Below are 15,631 nucleotides of genomic sequence, written 5' to 3'. Positions count from 1 at the left end.
CCGCCTGTGGCGCGGTCAGGCCTTGCGGCGCAGGAAGCCGTCGGGCGCCGAGGTCACCAGCAGCCGATCCTCGACCGAGCGGTCGATCTCGAATTCCGGGTGGCTCTTGATCCACTCCCAGACGGCGGTCTTGGGGTTGTTGCCCTTGCCCCAATGGCGGCCCGGCCATTCGTAGTCGGCCGGCATGTCCTCGACGAAGGTGTCGAACACCACGCAGTAGCTGCCCACGCTGACCAGGTCGGCATAGGCGTTCAGCTCGGCCAGCACGTGGTCGTGCGTGTGGTTCGAATCCAGGCACACCATGATGTTCTTCTTGCCCTCGGCATGCGCGCGGACCTGGGCGATGGTGGCCGGGTCGATGCTGGAGCCTTCGATCAGGTGGATGCGGCCGGCCAGCGGGTGGGCCTCGATGGCGCGGCGGTTGTGCTCGCGGATCTCGATGTCCACGCCCACCACTTCGCCGGCGCCCAGCAGCTGCAGCATCGAGGCCGACAGCATCAGCGAGCCGCCATGGGCGATGCCGGTCTCGATGATCAGGTCCGGCTTGACCGCCCAGATCAGTTCCTGCATGGCCATGGCGTCCATGGGCAGCTGGATCAGCGGCCGGCCGGCCCACGAGAAGTTGTTCATGTACTTGCGCTCCAGCGCCATCTGGCGCCAGGCGATCGACAGTTCGCGGAACTCCTGGTCGGTCGCGAACGAGCCGATGCGGGCGGCCTTTTCCTGGCGGTATTCGGGATGCGCGTCGGGCGTGGTTTCGAGGTAGGACATTCAGATTCCTTTGCGTTGGCGGTACTGCGCCAGAAAATGCGGGAAATAGTCGGCGAACGCGCGCGGCGCGAGGCCGAAGCGGGTGCGCATGCGTTGGGTGTCGATATCGGCGAAGGCCCAGGGCTGCGCGTCGGCCGCTTCGGTGACGCGGTAGCCCAGGGCGGCTTCCAGGCACTCGGCGATGGCGCGGTTGTCCACGCCCTGGCCGTGAGCCACGTTGAAAATACCGGTGGCGTCCGATTGCGCCAGGGCCAGGATCTGGGTCACGGCGTCGTCGATGTACAGGTAATCCTTGCGCGAGGACAGCGTGGTGTGCAGCGTGATCCGGCCGTCGCGCGCGCCTTCCTCGAGCAGCTGGTCGAGGAAACTGTCGGGCGCGTCGCGCAGGCCCACGATATTGGACAGGCGCGCCACCCGGGCCCGCGGATGGCCGCCGTGCAGGCACAGGGATTCGCCCATCAGCTTGGACAGGTTGTAGAGATCGCTGGCGTGGTTCGGATTGACCGTCAGCGCGGCCTGCTCGCGGGTGTCGCTGGCGCCGGCATACACGCGGGTGCTGGACAGATAGGTCAGGCTGTCGAAGTGGCCGGCGGCGATCAGGCGCCGCAGCAGGCAGACGTGGGCTTCCACCGTGTCCAGCGGCCGGCTGCGGAAGTCCGAGGTCAGGCCGATGGCGTAGATCACGTGGCCCAGGGGGCGGTCGAACAGGCCGGCATCATCGCGCGCCGGCGCCTCGCAGGCGATGCCGTCGGCGCGCAGGCGCGCCAGCAGGTGGCGGCCGATGAAGCCCGTTGCCCCCAGGACGGTGACCGGCGCGGTGTTCATGCGTCGTGGCCGCCGTCGATCGCCAGGCCGGGCACGGCCGTGACCAGCTTGGCGTGCCAGCCCTCGCGCGCGTAGGCCAGCTGTTGCGAGACTTCCGTCTTCAGGTTCCAGGGCAGCACCACGATGTACTCGGGCTGGTCCTGCCGCAGGACTTCCTCGGCGACGATGGGGATATGGCTGCCCGGCAGGTACTTGCCCTGCTTGGCCGGGTTCAGGTCCACCACGTAGGGCAGCAGGTCCGGCCGCACGCCGGCGAAGTTCAGCAGCGTGTTGCCCTTGGCGGCGGCGCCATAGGCGGCCACCCGCTTGCCGTTGCGGCGCAGCTCCACCAGCAGCGCCAGCAGGTCGTTCTTGATGCGCTCGGCCTGCTGCTGGAAGCGCTCGTAGAAGGCCGCGCCGGTCATGCCGGCCTGTTGCTCCTCGTCCAGCGTGCGCGCCACCTCCGCCGTCACCTCGTGCTTGCCGGTGTCGAGCCGCTGGGCATACACGCGCAGGCTGCCGCCGTGGGTGGGCAGGTGCTCGACGTCGAACACCGCCAGGCCGTTGGCGCGGAAGATGCGCGCGACCGCGGTCAGCGACAGGTAGGAATAGTGTTCGTGATAGGCCGTGTCGAACTGGTTCTCGCGCACCATGCGCAGCAGGTGCGGGAATTCGAAGGTGGCCACGCCCTGGGGCTTGAGCAGCGCGGCGAAGCCCGAGACGAAATCGTTGATGTCCGGCACGTGCGCCAGCACGTTGTTGGCGGCGACCAGGTCGGCCGCGCGGCCGGTGCTGGCCAGTTCGTCGCCCAGTTCGACGCCAAAGAAGCGCTGCACGATGTCGATACCGCGTTCGCGCGCGGCCTGCGCCGTGCTGGCGGTGGGTTCGACGCCATAGCAGGGGATGCCGGCGGCCTTGACGTACTGCAGCAGGTAGCCGTCATTGGCAGCGATCTCGCACACCATGCTCTGCGGGCCCAGGCCGAAGCGGCTGGCCATGGCGTCGACGTAGCGGCGCGAATGCGCCAGCCAGGACGACGAGAACGAGCTGAAGTAGGCGTAGTCGTCGGTGAACAGGGCCTCGCGGCCGGCGTGGTCCTCGGTCTGGACCAGCCAGCACGATTCGCACACCAGCAGGCGCAGCGGAAACCAGGTTTCCGGGCCGCGCAGCGCGTCGGCGCTCAGGTAGGCATTGGACGGCGGCGCGTGGCCCAGGTCGAGAAAGGGCAGGCTCAGTTCGGCCTGGCAGTGGCGGCACTTCACAGTGCGACTCCCGGGAAAGCGGCATCCAGGCGCGGATGATTCAGGTCGCGCTCGGACACCAGGGTAGGGGGCAGGGGCCAGGCAATGCCCAGGCGGGCATCCTGGAAATGCAGGCCGGCCTCGGCCTGCGGGGCGTAGGCCGCGGAATGGCAATACAGCATCTCGACGTCGTCGCCGAGCGTCTGGAAGCCATGGGCGAAGCCCTGCGGGATCAGCAGCGCGCAGCCGTTGTCGGCGGACAGGCGTTCGGCGTGCCATTGCAGGAAGGTGGGCGAGCCGCGGCGCAGATCCACCGCCACGTCCCAGACTTCGCCGCGGATGCAACTGACCAGCTTCATCTCGGCATGCGGCGGCAACTGGTAGTGCATGCCGCGCACCGTGCCGGCCTGGGCGGTATGGGTATGGTTGACCTGCGCGATGGCACCGTCCCAGCCGGCGGCCCGCAGGGCCTCGGCATCGAACAGGCGCGCCAGGAAGCCGCGCGCGTCGCCGCGCGGGTGGCGCCGCACGCGCTTCAGGCCGGCCAGCGGCGTGTCGTGGATCTCCAGGCTCATCGCGGCCCCGCGTAGCGGTCGATGTCGGCCTGGCACAGCGCCAGCGCGTCCTCGCCCGCGTCGAAGCGGCGGTACCAGTCCATGCTGCGCGTCACCGCCGTGGCCAGCGGCCAGCGCGGCGCCACGCCAAGCACGGCGCGGGCCTTCGAGGTATCCAGCGTCAGCAGGCCGGCTTCGTGCGGTCCCTGCGAGTGCTCGGCATAGACCGTGCGGCCGCGGCCATAGGTGGCCTGCGCCAGGTCGATGACCGTGCGCACCGGCGCGGCCTCGGCGGCATCCGGTCCGAAGTTGTAGGCGTCGGCCAGCGCCGGATCCCGCCATAGCGTCTCCGCCAGGGTCAGGTAGCCGGCCAGCGGTTCGAGCACGTGTTGCCAGGGCCGCACCGACTGGGGCCGGCGCACGTGCAGCTCGCCGCCATCGCGCCAGGCGCGCACGGCGTCGGGCAGCAGGCGGTCGACCGACCAGTCGCCGCCGCCGATCACATTGCCGGCGCGCGCGCTGGCGACCGCCAGGCCTTGTTGTTTCAGGAAGGCGTCGCGGTACGAGGCGATGACCAGTTCGCTGGCCGCCTTGCTGGCGCTATAGGGATCGTGGCCGCCCAGCGTGTCGTGCTCGCGGTACGGGTAGGGCCATTCGTTGTTGCGGTAGACCTTGTCGGTGGTGACCATGACGGCCACCTTGGCGTCCGGCGCCGATCGCAGCGCGTCCAGCAGGTGCGCGGTGCCCATCACGTTGGTGGCGAACGTGTCCACCGGTTCGGCGTAGCTGGGCCGCACCAGCGCCTGGGCGGCCAGGTGCAGCACGATTTCGGGTCGCGCCTCCAGGACCTGTTGTCGCAGGGCGGCGGCATCCCGGATGTCGCAGTGCCGGCCGTCGATCAGGCTGTCGATGCGCGCGGCCTGGTGGAGCGCCGGAGTCGTTTCGGCCGCAAGGGAGATGCCCGTGACGCGTGCGCCCAGCCGGTGCAGCCACAGCGCCAACCAGCCGCCTTTGAAACCTGTGTGACCGGTCAGCAAAACGCGCTTGTCGCGCCAGAAAGTGGGAGAGGGCAAGGGGGACCCGGTCATGAGTACTTAAGTGGGAATCAGGTGCGAGCGATGGTGTGGATGGGATTTCTAGGGACGTTCTCCGCGACACTGCCCATTCTAGTGACATGGGTGCGCGGCAATAGGGGGATCAGTCGAGAAATCGGCCCCTAGTTTTTCGTCCAAGTGTGAGGTGCTTTCTGTAACATCAGTACCAAGGCAACCCAGCGCAAAACCATCCAATTTTCCGGATGATTGAGCGATCACATTCAATATTCGTTTTGAGCGTATCCGACATGAGCAAGAATCACCTGAAGACAGTGTTTTTCGGGCTGCAGGACCCCAATATGTTTTATGAAGGCATCCAGACGGCCCTGAATGGAATTGGGGCGGTGTCCGGGGCCTACGCCGGGGACAATCTCTTTACGTATCATCGTAATCTGGGCTTTCTGGAAGACGACGCTCTGATGACGGCATTTGGCAACCACGCCAGCACCTCGATCGAACAGGCGGTGCTGTGGCGGATTTCCGTCGTCCTGTGGGGTGTGCGCAATGGCCTGCGCCTGGAAGGCGATTTCGTCGAGTGTGCTTGTTACAAGGGCACGACGGCGCGGATCGTTTGCGATGCGGTCGATTTTTCGTCCCATCCCGATCGCCACTACTATCTTTACGATCTGTTCGATCACGATCCGTCCCAGCCGCATCACGCCATGCCCGAACACAGCAAGCAACTGTTCAGCTGGGTGACGCAGCGTTTTGCCGATCTGCCCAACGTCACCGTCAGCCAGGGCAAGGTTCCGGAAGTCCTGCACGATGTCGCGCCCGAGAAGATCGCCTTCATGCATCTGGACCTGAATAATGCCGACGCGGAAATCGGCGCGCTGGAAATACTGTTCGATCGCATGGTTCCCGGTGCGGTCCTGATCCTGGACGACTATGGTTGGTTGGCGTATCGCGCCCAGAAGGACGCCGAAGATCCCTGGTTTGCCAAGCGTGGGTATCGGGTATTGGAACTGCCCACCGGGCAGGGCCTGGTGATCAAATGAAAAGCGGGCGTTTCGAGTGACGCCGCGCCGCCCGCAAGGGCGCGCGCGGTGGTGGCAGGGACGTCGGGCCGTCCCTGCTTACCAGACTTTCCATGGCGCCTTGCCCGTGTTCCACAACGACTCGAGCAGGTTCTTCTCGCGCAGCGTGTCCATCGGCTGCCAGAAGCCCAGGTGTTCATAGGCGTGCAACTGGCCGTCGCGGCTCAGGGCTTCGAGCGGCGCCGCTTCCCAGCTGGTGTCGTCGCTCTCGATCAGCGACAGGACGCTGGGCGACAGCACGAAGAAGCCGCCATTGATCAGGCCGCCGTCGCCGCGCGGCTTCTCGGTGAAGCCGGTGACCCGGTCGCCTTCGCGCCGCAGCGCGCCATAGCGGCCGGGGGGCTGCACCGCGGTGACCGTCGCCTGGCCGCCATGACGGCGGTGGAACGCGATCAGGGCGCTGATGTCGATGTCCGCCACGCCGTCGCCGTAGGTGAAGCAGAACGCCTCTTCTTCCTTGACGTAGTCGGCCACGCGCTTGAGGCGGCCGCCGGTCATGGTGTTCTCGCCGGTGTCGACCAGCGTCACGCGCCATGGTTCGGCCTTGCGCTGGTGGACTTCCATGCGGTTGTCGGCCATGTCGAAGGTGACGTCGGACATGTGCAGGAAGTAGTTGGCGAAATACTCCTTGATCATGTAGCCCTTGTAGCCGCAGCAGATCACGAACTCGTTCACGCCGTGGGCGGAGTAGGTCTTCATGATGTGCCACAGGATCGGGCGGCCGCCGATCTCGATCATCGGCTTGGGGCGCGTATGCGTTTCTTCGGAAATCCGGGTGCCCAGGCCACCGGCCAGGATGATTGCTTTCATGCTTGGTTCTCGCACCAATTCGTGAACATGCCGCGCAGGGCGGCTTCGAACTTGCGGGCGAATGCCGGCTCGTCCATGAGGGGGCTTGCGCCCATCTGGTCGCGCAGCGTGCCGCGCAGGGCCTGCAACGCCGGGATGTCGCTGGCCAGCGCCACCACCTTGTCGACGTAGGCCGCCTCGTTGTCGGCGATCCATTCCGGATGGCCGACACTCTGAAGCACCGAGGCGCCGATGCGGCCGACGCTGGGACGGTCGGCCAGCGTCACGTAGGGCACGCCCATGTAGAGCGTCTCGACCAGCGTCACGCCGGAATTGTGGGGGAAACAGTCCAGGCCGATGTCCATGCCGCGCAGCACGTCCCAGGCCGGGCTGGTGCAGCCGATCTCCAGGCGCTGGCGCTCGATGCCGTGAGCCTCGAAGCGGCGGATCAACTGCTCGCACATCGGGCCGTCGCGGTAGCTGGTGCTGTTGACCACCAGGTGCGCCCGCGGCAGGCGGCGCAGGATCTCGGACCAGACCTTGACCGTGCGGTCGTTCATGCGGATCGCGCGGGTCAGCGTGCCCAGGGTCACGTAACCATTCTTCAGGGCCGGCAACGGGCCGGGGTCGCCCATGCCGCCGCCGGGCCGATAGATGAAATTGCCTTGCGGCAGGCGCCAGGGCTTTTCCGAGAACAGGTGTTCGTAGCCCTCGGGCAGCATGACGCCGTCGGTCATGATGTAGTCGATCGCCGACAGCCCGGTGGTGTAGCCGAAGCCCAGCCAGGTCAGCGATACCGGCGCCGGCTTGCGCGCGAACGCGCCCAGGCGGTTGCCGGCGGTATGGCCGGCGACGTCGATGAGGATGTCGATGCCGTCGGCGCGGATGCGTTCGGCCAGTTGCACGTCGGTCAGCGCCGCCGTGGGCACCCAGTGGTCGAAATAGGCCTTCAGGCGTGGCGTGGTGGCGTCCTCGGCCACCAGCTCCGCGTAGGCGGTCAGCTCGAAGCGCTCGCGGTCATGGTGGGCGAACACCGGCTCGATGAAGTAGTTGCCGGAATGCTGGCGGAAGTCGGGCGAGACATAACCGACCTTCAGCTTGCGCGCCGGATCCCGCTTGTTGGCGTGCGGCTTCCAGCTCGAACGCAGCGGCACGCACAGGTCGGTGTCGTAGTCGCGGTAGGCCTGGAACACCTCTTCGGCCGTGCGATCGTCCGAATAGTTCATGGCGAACAACAGGTTGTTGCGGGCCACGGGAGCAGTCGGATAGTGCGTGAGGGTCCGGCGGGTCATCAGCTCGGCCTGCGTTACCTCGCCCGAGTCGATGTAGATCTTGCTCAGGTTGATGAGCGCCTTGCGGTGGGTCGGATCGAGGGCCAGCGCGGTCTGATTGCAGGCCTCGGCTTCCTTGTAGCGGCGCTCGGCGGCCAGCGCGTCGGCCAGGGCCGAATGGGTTTCGGCGCTGCGCGGATCCAGTTCGATCGCGCGGCGGGCCACGCCGATCGCCTCGGAGGTGCGCCCCAGCTGGGTCAGGACGGCGGCGAGCACGATGTGGCTCTGCGGGTCGGCCGGCGCCAGGTCCAGCATGGTCAGCGCCGGCAGCAGGGCCTGCGGGCTGCGGAAGGTGCTGAACAAGGCGACGGTCAGGACTTCCCAGGCATCCCAGAACCGCGGCGACAGCTTGGTCAGCTGGCGCGCCACGGGTTCCGCCTCGAGGTAGGCCTTCTGCACCATCAGTTCGTGCATGCGCTTGACGGGGGCCGCGATGCTGGCGGGCGGGTTCGACTGGTGTCCGCTGGCCTGCAGCACCCGGGAATTCAGGCTCTGGCAGGCCCGCGCGCTGGCGTACATGCCCGCCAGCGGCATATAGGTTTCCCCCGCGGCCTCGAGCGTGCGGCGCAGCAGATCGGCCCAGGCCTTGGGGCCGCCTTGGGTCAAGGCATAACGCTTGAGCAGCGCCAGGGTCTCCGCCACGTCCGCGGGTTCGGGGGCGGGGCCGAGGTCGGCTGCGGCGCTGGGCAGGCGGCCCGCCGCGAGGTTGGCCACGACCGCCGCCTGCTCGGGCGGCGGCAGGTAGTTGACGGCCTCGTGCCAGAGATTGAAGCGGGGCAGCGCGGGTTCGCCGTCCGCCACCGCTTCGCTCATGAACGGCAGCAGGTGGAAGGTGTCGCCGCCCTCGGTGTCATAGGGTCCGCGGTCGAGGCAGTAGTGCGCCAGATCGTGCTCGAGCAGCGTCTGCAGGACGCGCTGCAGGATCCTGGTCCCGGCATCGTTGTCGATCTGGTTGCGGTACAGCAGGACCGCCAGCAGGGTGCTGTAGGGCAGCGAGCCAGGCCAGGCATGCGCCAACGTGTCCACCACCGTCACCACGTCGGCGTCGTGCGTGACCAGGGCGCGGCCCAGGTGATTCACATAGGTGGCGCCTTGTTCCTGGCCATTGGCGGCCAGCCGGATCGGGCCGGACGCGAAACGCAGGTCGCGCAGCCGCGCCAGGTCCGGACGCTGGACCTCGGCGGCCCGTTCGTCACGCAGCCAGAGGCCCTGGCGGAACGCGCGCCCGGTGGCGAAGTCGAGGTATTGCTGGCGCACCGTAACCGGCTGTCCCATGGCCAGCAGGCTGTGGTTGAGCGACACTCCCTGGCCGAACGACAGCGGCAATTCGCTCAGCGGCTGTGCATCACCCAGATAGGCGAGCCCCGCCTGGGCGGCCACGCCGGCCAGTTCGACGAAATAGCTGGGGTTGCAGGACAGCGGGTTGGCGCCGGCCGCCGTGTCGCTAAGGGCGCGGGCGAATTGCTCCGCCGCGGCCGCCAGGGTCGAGGCGTGCGGGTTGGACGCCGCCAGGCCATCCTTGAACAGGGACAGCGCCGCCGTGGCGCTCTGGCGCAGTTCGGCGTCGTTCTGCGCGGCGTGGCCGTGCAGCATGATGGCGTCGCGCACCACTTCCAGCGACTTGGCGCCCGGATAGACGTGGCTGTCCAGGTAGAGGATGCCCTGCGGCGACAGCAGCTGTCCGCAGGCCTGCAGCAATACCTGCTGCGCCGGCGCCGGCAGGTAACTATAGAGGCCGGTGACGATCACGTAGTCGAACTGGCCCAGCTGGGTGCCGATGTCGGCGGCTTCTCCCACGTACAGCCGCAGGTTGGCCGCGCCCAGCCGCTGGGCGGCCGCCGTGCCCTGGGTCACCAGGGCCTCGGATGCGTCGATGCCGACCGCCTGGGCCTGCGGATGGGCCAGGGCGAAGGGCAGCAGGCCGGCGCCGTCGCCGCAGCCGATCGCCAGCACGCGGGCATGTTCCAGGGGGACGCTGTCGACCCCGTACAGATGGGCGGTCGCGCGCAACCGGGCGGGGGAGTGGCTGGGAGCCAGGCGTCCGGGGTCGGCGGCGGCTTGTCGTTGGGTATGGGCCGGATAAGACATGTGGCGTGCGAAGGAGGGGCGAGCCTCGGGAGACTATTGCGCTCATTCTATGGACGCCGGCCCGCGCCCATTCAGCGAATCAGCGTGCCAATTCCCCGCCAGTTTGGATGAAACCGCTCGAAGCCAGCGGGAATGAAAAAACCCGCCGGGAGGCGGGTTCGAGGGGCCGGCCATGGCGCGAAGGGCCGTGGCCGGCTGGCCGGGGGGAAGCCGGAGCTTCCCCCGTCCGTACTGCTTTGCCGTGAATTAACGCAGCAGCGACAGAACGGTTTGCGGCACTTGGTTGGCTTGCGCCAGAACCGAGGTGCCAGCCTGTTGCAGGATCTGGGCCTTCGACATGTTCGACACTTCCGTGGCGTAGTCGGCGTCCTGGATGCGCGAACGGGCGTTCGACAGGTTGTTGACCACGTTGTTCAGGTTGGCGATGGTCGATTCCAGACGGTTCTGCACGGCACCCAGTTCACCGGTCAGCTTGTCCAGCTTGGTGAAGGCGGCGTCCAGCGTCTTCAGCGGATCGGTGGTCAGCGTGCCCTTGCTGGTCGTGTCCGTGGTCAGCTTGCCCGAGGCGCTGACGTAGGCGGTGGAGCCAACCTTGGGAGCGTAGTCGCCTGCGCCCGTGCCGCTCTTGACCGTGGCCTTGCCCGTGTTGGGGTCGACGGTGTAGACGGTGGTGTAGTTCTTGGTGGTCGTGAACGCGCCCTTGTCGTCGACGTACGTGTCGGACGAGGTGCCGTTGGCCAGCGTGACCGTGGCGCTGGTGATGCCTTGACCCAGCTGGATCGTCGAGTTGGCGGCAGCCTTGACGTTGGCCAGCAGCGCATCGGAAGCGATGGTGTTGGTGAACGTCAGTTGGTTGGCCGTACCCGTGTTGGAGTACGTCTTGCCATTGATGGAGACCGACGACGAACCGGCGGTGCCGGTGTTGTTCGACGCAGCCGTCATGACGGAGTCGAGCGTGGCGGCGGTGGCGCTGGCGCTGTTGGTCGTCAGGTTGCCGGCGGCGTCCAGGTAGGCGGCTTGACCGCCGACGGTGACCTTGCCCGTGGCGTCGACTTCGAACGAGGTCGAAGCGGAGCCGTTGCTGTGGGTGTAGGTGGCGGTCGTGGTGCCGGTGGCCGGGCGCAGCGAGTTGGCCAGCGAGGTGACGGTGGCGGCGTTCGAGGCCGACTTGTCGGTGAACGTGAAGTTCTTGTTGGCGGCGTCGTAGCTGTAGACGGTAGCGGCGGTGCCGGTACCGATGGTGACCTTGTTGCCGCCTTCCAGCTTGGCGAACACTTGGTCAGCGGTGGCGCTGGCGTGGTTCGTGGTCACGGTCCAGTCGTTGCCGGTGGCGGAACCGCCAGCGGCTTGCAGGTCGGACACGGTGGCGGTGCGGTTTTGCGTCACGCCGGTGCCGTTCACGTTGAAGCCGTCCAGACCCAGCGTCTTGACGCTGATTTCCGACAGGTTCAGGGTGATGGTTTCGCCGTCGTTGGCGCCGACTTGCAGCGTCAGGGGCTTGGCGTTGGCCGACAGAACCTTCACGCCGTTGAAGTCGGTTTGTTGCGAGATGCGGTCGATGTCCGACAGACGCTGGTTGATTTCGTCTTGCATCGAGTTCAGCTGCTCTTGCGAGTAGCTGCCGTTGCCGGCTTGCACCGACAGTTCGCGAACGCGCTGCAGGTGGGTGTTGATTTCGGAGGCGGCGCCTTCCGTCGTCTGGGCCAGCGAGATACCGTCGTTGGCGTTACGAGCGGCTTGGGTCAGACCCTTCACGTTGGCGGTGAAGCGGTTGGCAATGGCCATACCGGCGGCGTCGTCCTTGGCGCTGTTGATGCGCAGGCCCGACGACAGGCGTTCGATGGCGGTACCCAGGGAAGATTGCGACTTGTTCAGGTTGTTCTGAGCAACCAGCGACAAGTAGTTGGTGTTAATGACTGCAGCCATGTTTAGGCTCCCAAGAGAGAAAGGCTTCTTCAAACCGGGCAGCGGGGCCGCCCATCGTTGTAACGGGAAGAATTCGATTTCTTGCGTCTTCGAATTTCTCCGTTGCAAGGATTACGGCAGTCGCAAATCAATCTTTAGGGCTTTTTTTTGGTATTCACAAAATGTTGTTGGATACCACTTACAGACTGGTCTTACGGTCTGGCCGGTCGGCCGGACGGGTGAGGAAGCAACATATACAGACTTGTCCGACGGCCGGAGCACGGCCGCCGGACGGGCCTGTCAGTGCAGCAGCAGGCCGGCGCGGCGCAGGGCGGCCAGCAGGCTGTTGACGATTTCCTGGGCCACCGGATCCAGGTTGCGGGCGCCCTTGTAGGATTTGCCGTCCGGGTGCGGATGGCGTCCCGCGGTCAGCGCGTCGCGCGCCAGGGTGCGCAGTTCGGCGCTGCTGTGCTCGCCGTCGATGTGGCGCATCAGATATTGGTGCAGGGCGTCGGTGGGCGCCGTGACCGGGTGATGCCAGAGGTTGTGCATGCCGACCTGGGAATTCGGTTTTGTTACTTCTTGTAGTAATTGCAGGGCGCCGGGGATCAGGCGCGGCTTGGCCTGCGCGGGTTGGTAGGCGGCCGGTTCCAGGCGGTAGTGGAGGGCGCTGGCCTGCACCAGCGTCACCAGGTGGCCGATCATCGCGTTGGCCAGGGTGTCGGCCGCCGCGTCGGCCGCGTGTCCGCGCTGGGTTTCGAGCAGCGCGGCGAACGGCAGCGATCGCGGCCAGGCCTGGGCCAGCGTTTCCATCAACGCGATCATGCCCGGATCCTGGGTGGTGATGGCGGTCCCGGCGGCGGTGCGGAACTGGCGTTGCCCGGCCGGGGCGCCCGCCGCGCCGGGCAGCGGCGTCAGGTCGGCGGCGAAATGCATGGCGACAAAGGCGCCGCCCTCGGGTTGGTCGAGAATGTCGCCGGCGCGCTCGGCATGCACCAGCAGGCTCTTGCGGAACGAGCGGCCGATGGCGAAATCGAGGTATTGCTCGCGCATTTCCCGGCCGGCGTTGACCGACAGCCCGTTCAGGCCCAGCGCCACGGTGCCGCCGAACGTGGAGGGGAACGTCAATTGCGGTTCGGCATCTGTCACGTAGGCCAGGCCGGCTTGTTGCGCCGCGGCGGCGAATTCCAGGAAATAGCAGGGCGTGTTGATCGCCTCCAGGTATTCGTGCAGCAGATAGTGATCGGTCTGTCCGCGCAGCTTGCGGGCGGCTTCCTGCAGCGCCGAGCGCAGCGGGTTGCTCTGCCACAGGCCGCCCTCGATCAGTTCCAGCATGGCCTTGGCGCGAACCAGCTTGTCCTGCGGCGTTTCCGCGCCGAAGCTGTTCAGGATCATGGCGTCGCGGATCACGTCGGACGCCTTCCAGCCCGGATAGGTGTTGTAGCTGACGTAGGCGATGCCTTGCGGCGCCAGGTTTTCGCGGCAGATGCGCAGGATCGCGTCACGCACCTCCGGCGGCACCCAGCTGAACACGCCGTGGCAGATGATGTAGTCGAAAGTGCCGAAGTCGGCGGTGATGTCCGTCAGGCTCATGGCCCGCAGGTCGAGATTACGCGCGCCCGCCGCTTCCGCGATCAGCCGGCCCGCGTCAATCTGCTGCGGCGACAGGTCGATGCCGACGACGCGGGCCTCGGGGTAGGCCAGCGCGAATGGCAACAGGTTGCCGCCGGCGGCGCAGCCCAGTTCCAGCACCCGGGCCTGCTCCAGCGCCGGCGCCGGCAACTGGTACAGGTGCGCGACCGCGCGCAGGTTGCCGGGCGAGGTGTAGGAAAAGGGCAGGGAAATGTACGGGGTTTCGTCGTAGGCGTCGGAAATGGCCTGCGTCAGGACGTCGGGTGCGCTCATGGCGAAATTCCAGGGATCGCGGTGCGCGGCCGGCGGCGGATCGCCGCGCGCACCATTATTGGTGTCAGCGTGGAAGGCTAACAAGGGCGCCGGGGGCGTAATGGCATGAACAACGTCCGATTTTCCCGGAATTCCGGACGCAAGGCGCGCCGCCTGGGCGTCGGACGGGGCATCCGGTCCGGCGGCTGCGCCCGTCAGATGATCTGCGCGATCTGCCCTTCCTGGGGCAGATGCTGCCAGGCCTGTTCGCGCAGCTTGGCGCGGATGCGCGCGGTGGCCTGCGAGCGCAACTGGCAGACGCGGGCCTCGGTCACGTTCATGATCGCGCCGATTTCCTTCAGGTTCAGGCCCTGTTCGTAGCACAGCGACAACAGCAGTTTCTCGCGGTCGGGCAGGGTGTCGATGGCCAGGATCAGCGCCTGGCGGAAATCGCCGGCCAGCAGCGAGTCCAGCGGGTTGCCGCCGGCGGTGCCGTGATTCAGCGTGGCGGTCCAGTCGGTCTGGCCCGACGCGGCGTCGGGCTCGGTGGCGAAGTCTTCGTAGTGGACGATCTGCACGCCCTGGGCGTCGTGTAACAGCGTCTGATATTCGGCCAGCGGCATTTCCATCTGCTGCGCGATCTCGGCCTCGGAGGGCGCGCGCATCAGGCGCTGCTCGAGCTGCTGGATGGCCTGTTCGATCTTGCGGGCCTTGGCGCGCACGCTGCGCGGCAGCCAGTCCTGGCCCCGCAGCTCGTCGAGCATGGCGCCGCGGATGCGGGTGGTGGCGTAGGTCTCGAACTGGGCGTCGGCGGTTTCCTGGTAGCGGCGCACGGCATCCAAGAGGCCGATCATGCCGGCTTGGATCAGGTCGTCGAGCTCAACGCTGGCCGGCAGCCGGGCGAGCAATTGCAGGGCCAGCTTCCGCACTAGCGGGGCATATTCGACCAAGCTGTCATCTGCGTGGGGCATTGCGGGAGTGTCAGGCGGTGTCCATCGTGACGCATTGTCGGTTGTTGTCAATTTGCGACATTGTCGACAAACGCGCGGCTACGCTAAAGCTAGCAATATTTTGTGATCGGCAAGGTGTCATTGTCGGCAAAAGTCGGTATTTCATTCCTTAAAGCACGCAACGTTTTGAATGCTTATTTGCCAAATTGACGTACATTTGCCAGGACTTTCTATGTCAAGGTGTATCTAAAGTCTCTAGTTGCGCGATATCAACAAAGATTTGTCATATAAGTCATAGAAAATGACATGACCTGTGGTAAATTTTACTTAAATTGCGAACAAATGATACATTTCGCATTAAAACAGGATGCAGCGGATACTGTGCAACAAACGTTGCCATTGTCCTTGGTTATCAAGCCCCTTCGGTGGGATAGGGAATAGGGAGTCGGGCGTGCAACAAGTCGAAAATTCTTTGCTGGCAGATATCCGTGAAGTGAATCTGTCCTACCTTCTTCTCGCACAGCGCATGCTGCGCGATGACTATGCTGCATCGATGTTCCGCCTGGGTTTCAGCAACGAGGTTGCCGATATCCTGATGCGTCTTTCTCCGGCTCAGCTGGTGAAGCTGGCCAGCTCCAGTTCGCTCCTGTGCCGTTTCCGTTTCGACGACTACAGCCTGCTGTCCGCACTGACCCATGATGTGCTGGGCGGCGCGCTGCAGCAAGCGCACGCGACGATCCTGCTGGCCAAGCAACCTGTTGAAGAACTGGCCTGACGGCCTGTCGATTCCCACTCGGACACGTGTAATGGCCACCAAGAGCGTTTCGCAGGAAGCGGATGACATCCTGCTAGCCAGCTCCATGATCACTCTGGGCGCGCGGCTGCAGGTGTTGGAGGCTGAAACCAGCCTCAGCCACGACCGCCTGGCACGTCTGTACCGCGAAATCCGCGGCTGCTCGCCACCGAAGGGCATGCTGCCTTTTTCGGTCGACTGGTTCATGACCTGGTTGCCGAATATCCATTCCTCGTTGTTCTACAACGTGTATTCGTTCCTGAATACGCGCACCAGCAGCAAGGGCATCCGCGCCATCATCGACGCGTACCGCCTCTATCTCGAGAACGCCGGCGTGGACAGCGCCGAATCCGCCGAGCCCGTGCTGAGCTTCACCCGGGCCTGGATGCT

At 66.0% G+C, this 15,631-nt stretch carries 13 protein-coding genes; 3 read left to right on the top strand and 10 right to left on the bottom strand.

Annotation, left to right across the window (positions count from 1 at the left end; translation table 11 throughout):
• Positions 1-15 precede the first annotated feature (15 nt).
• The 5 genes from AOZ53_RS21540 to rfbG are packed head-to-tail and all read right to left on the bottom strand — an operon-like array spanning position 16 to position 4,458.
• A complete protein-coding gene (locus AOZ53_RS21540) occupies positions 16-771 on the bottom strand; it encodes a cephalosporin hydroxylase family protein (RefSeq protein ID WP_054431990.1) in 756 nt (251 codons plus the stop codon).
• Entirely contained in the window at positions 772-1,596 is an 825-nt protein-coding gene (locus AOZ53_RS21535) for an NAD-dependent epimerase/dehydratase family protein (protein WP_054489246.1), read from the bottom strand.
• On the bottom strand, positions 1,593-2,837 hold the full coding sequence (locus AOZ53_RS21530) for a class I SAM-dependent methyltransferase (RefSeq protein WP_054431988.1): 1,245 nt from the start codon (positions 2,835-2,837) through the stop codon (positions 1,593-1,595). The genes AOZ53_RS21535 and AOZ53_RS21530 overlap by 4 nt, the downstream gene beginning before the upstream one ends.
• Positions 2,834-3,391: a dTDP-4-dehydrorhamnose 3,5-epimerase gene (gene rfbC / locus AOZ53_RS21525; protein WP_054431987.1), complete on the bottom strand. Its 558-nt coding sequence runs from the start codon at positions 3,389-3,391 to the stop codon at positions 2,834-2,836. Before rfbC ends, AOZ53_RS21530 begins: the two co-directional genes overlap by 4 nt.
• On the bottom strand, positions 3,388-4,458 hold the full coding sequence (gene rfbG / locus AOZ53_RS21520; protein WP_054489243.1) for a CDP-glucose 4,6-dehydratase: 1,071 nt from the start codon (positions 4,456-4,458) through the stop codon (positions 3,388-3,390). Before rfbG ends, rfbC begins: the two co-directional genes overlap by 4 nt.
• 254 nt (positions 4,459-4,712) lie before the next feature.
• Between rfbG and AOZ53_RS21515 the strand changes: the two genes are divergently transcribed.
• Positions 4,713-5,462: a class I SAM-dependent methyltransferase gene (locus AOZ53_RS21515; protein WP_054431985.1), complete on the top strand. Its 750-nt coding sequence runs from the start codon at positions 4,713-4,715 to the stop codon at positions 5,460-5,462.
• A 78-nt stretch (positions 5,463-5,540) separates the two neighbouring features.
• Here the strand turns inward: AOZ53_RS21515 and rfbF are convergent, their stop codons facing one another.
• The 5 genes from rfbF to AOZ53_RS21490 form a co-directional block, all read right to left on the bottom strand.
• Complete coding sequence (gene rfbF, locus AOZ53_RS21510) at positions 5,541-6,311, bottom strand: glucose-1-phosphate cytidylyltransferase (RefSeq protein WP_054431984.1); 771 nt, start codon at positions 6,309-6,311, stop codon at positions 5,541-5,543.
• Positions 6,308-9,709, bottom strand: a complete 3,402-nt coding sequence (locus tag AOZ53_RS21505) for a bifunctional class I SAM-dependent methyltransferase/glycosyltransferase (protein ID WP_054489241.1) — start codon at positions 9,707-9,709, stop codon at positions 6,308-6,310. The genes rfbF and AOZ53_RS21505 overlap by 4 nt, the downstream gene beginning before the upstream one ends.
• Positions 9,710-9,955: 246 nt before the next feature.
• Positions 9,956-11,635 (bottom strand): flagellin N-terminal helical domain-containing protein, encoded by a 1,680-nt coding sequence (locus AOZ53_RS21500; protein WP_054431982.1) that lies wholly within the window; start codon positions 11,633-11,635, stop codon positions 9,956-9,958.
• A 279-nt stretch (positions 11,636-11,914) separates the two neighbouring features.
• The gene (locus AOZ53_RS21495) at positions 11,915-13,519 is read right to left on the bottom strand and encodes a methyltransferase regulatory domain-containing protein (protein WP_054460763.1); all 1,605 of its coding nucleotides are present in this window, start codon (positions 13,517-13,519) and stop codon (positions 11,915-11,917) included.
• Between the two features lie 194 nt (positions 13,520-13,713).
• Entirely contained in the window at positions 13,714-14,469 is a 756-nt protein-coding gene (locus tag AOZ53_RS21490; protein WP_035360284.1) for an RNA polymerase sigma factor FliA, read from the bottom strand.
• A 430-nt stretch (positions 14,470-14,899) separates the two neighbouring features.
• Here AOZ53_RS21490 and flhD point away from each other — a divergent pair, with 430 nt between their 5' ends.
• Together flhD and AOZ53_RS21480 are read left to right on the top strand one after the other, a co-directional pair.
• Complete coding sequence (flhD, locus tag AOZ53_RS21485) at positions 14,900-15,223, top strand: flagellar transcriptional regulator FlhD (RefSeq protein ID WP_006219025.1); 324 nt, start codon at positions 14,900-14,902, stop codon at positions 15,221-15,223.
• 31 nt (positions 15,224-15,254) lie between these two features.
• Positions 15,255-15,631 (top strand): FlhC family transcriptional regulator (locus AOZ53_RS21480; protein ID WP_054489287.1); only part of this gene is annotated, 377 nt, incomplete at its 3' end.

Origin of the sequence: Achromobacter sp. 2789STDY5608621, from assembly GCF_001299375.1 — a bacterium.
Lineage (GTDB): Bacteria > Pseudomonadota > Gammaproteobacteria > Burkholderiales > Burkholderiaceae_B > Achromobacter > Achromobacter insuavis.
The sequence above is the reverse complement of the archived record's forward strand: the minus strand, read 5'-3'. Positions and strand labels throughout refer to the sequence as shown.

What these genes read in the sequence shown, in the direction of transcription:
- AOZ53_RS21540 (WP_054431990.1), bottom strand. Translation starts at nt 771, where the DNA reads ATGTCCTACCTCGAAACCACGCCCGACGCGCATCCCGAATACCGCCAG.
- AOZ53_RS21535 (WP_054489246.1), bottom strand. Translation starts at nt 1,596, where the DNA reads ATGAACACCGCGCCGGTCACCGTCCTGGGGGCAACGGGCTTCATCGGC.
- rfbC (WP_054431987.1), bottom strand. Translation starts at nt 3,391, where the DNA reads ATGAGCCTGGAGATCCACGACACGCCGCTGGCCGGCCTGAAGCGCGTG.
- rfbG (WP_054489243.1), bottom strand. Translation starts at nt 4,458, where the DNA reads ATGACCGGGTCCCCCTTGCCCTCTCCCACTTTCTGGCGCGACAAGCGC.
- AOZ53_RS21515 (WP_054431985.1), top strand. Translation starts at nt 4,713, where the DNA reads ATGAGCAAGAATCACCTGAAGACAGTGTTTTTCGGGCTGCAGGACCCC.
- rfbF (WP_054431984.1), bottom strand. Translation starts at nt 6,311, where the DNA reads ATGAAAGCAATCATCCTGGCCGGTGGCCTGGGCACCCGGATTTCCGAA.
- AOZ53_RS21505 (WP_054489241.1), bottom strand. Translation starts at nt 9,709, where the DNA reads ATGTCTTATCCGGCCCATACCCAACGACAAGCCGCCGCCGACCCCGGA.
- AOZ53_RS21500 (WP_054431982.1), bottom strand. Translation starts at nt 11,635, where the DNA reads ATGGCTGCAGTCATTAACACCAACTACTTGTCGCTGGTTGCTCAGAAC.
- AOZ53_RS21495 (WP_054460763.1), bottom strand. Translation starts at nt 13,519, where the DNA reads ATGAGCGCACCCGACGTCCTGACGCAGGCCATTTCCGACGCCTACGAC.
- AOZ53_RS21490 (WP_035360284.1), bottom strand. Translation starts at nt 14,469, where the DNA reads ATGCCCCACGCAGATGACAGCTTGGTCGAATATGCCCCGCTAGTGCGG.